The 807-nt window shown below is 44.2% G+C and carries 1 protein-coding gene; it reads right to left on the bottom strand.

Annotated features, from left to right (window positions below; translation table 11 throughout):
- Window positions 1–14 precede the first annotated feature (14 nt).
- A complete protein-coding gene (locus QTO00_RS20295) occupies window positions 15–746 on the bottom strand; it encodes a siderophore ferric iron reductase (RefSeq protein ID WP_331426354.1) in 732 nt (243 codons plus the stop codon).
- Between the last annotated feature and the right edge of the window lie 61 nt (window positions 747–807).

Raw genomic sequence — 807 nt, 5'->3', positions numbered from 1 at the left:
TGGTAAGTTGCTTGCTAGCGCTTGTTATTTGGATGCCTTGGGCAGTCTTCGCATAGCTTTTTGCCATCGCATTTGTAGACTAAGCAGCAACTAGTCCGGACAAAAGTAAGTTGTTTCGATTCTGGATCATATTTTAGTGATGCCATTAATTTCTCTGGAAGATCACATGCTTTTAGCCATTCATGAGCTTGGTCGAGCAGGTATTCGCCGGTTAAGTCAGGGGCAAATTGACTGAGTTTTATTAAGCAACCAAGGACGGCGTCGGCAAACAGATGATTAGTAAATCCTGGACGGATTCGAGTCCATAAGCTCATCTCTTGGCGAAAGTACTCAAATAGTGTGTTCAGCTCTGTGCCTGCGTGCTCGATCAATTCTTTTTGAGCACCTTGGTAGAGCTCTTCTGAGTGAAAGTGGTAACCACTGATGAAGTTAGGTTGAACCTGTTGCCCCATGGCAGAGAGCTTTGGTAACCCTTCACAAGCGTAGATAGATATAAACGCGACGTAGATAGGCTGCCAACATAGCATTCCCCACGTCCTTGTTAAACAGTACGCGGGCCCTGCTTCTGGGTGCGCGGACTTAAAGTTTTCGTAAAGCTCCCGGATGTTTTCTGAGCTTGAGCGGTCAATATGAATGAAAGGCGATTTAGAGCTTATTTCATTTAAGGGTGTGAGTGAGCCATGAAGTAGCGGTGTTACTTGCTGGGAGTGCTTAAAAAGGTGCTCAAAGAATGGCTTGCTGCTCATTGTATTTATTCTTAATCCCTAAAATTAATCGGCAAAGAATAAATAAGCACGAGACTTATTG

Origin of the sequence: Vibrio sp. M260118 (genome assembly GCF_036533755.1) — a bacterium.
Lineage (GTDB): Bacteria > Pseudomonadota > Gammaproteobacteria > Enterobacterales > Vibrionaceae > Vibrio.
Note: the sequence above shows the minus strand (reverse complement) of the source record. Positions and strands in the feature narration are given on the sequence as shown.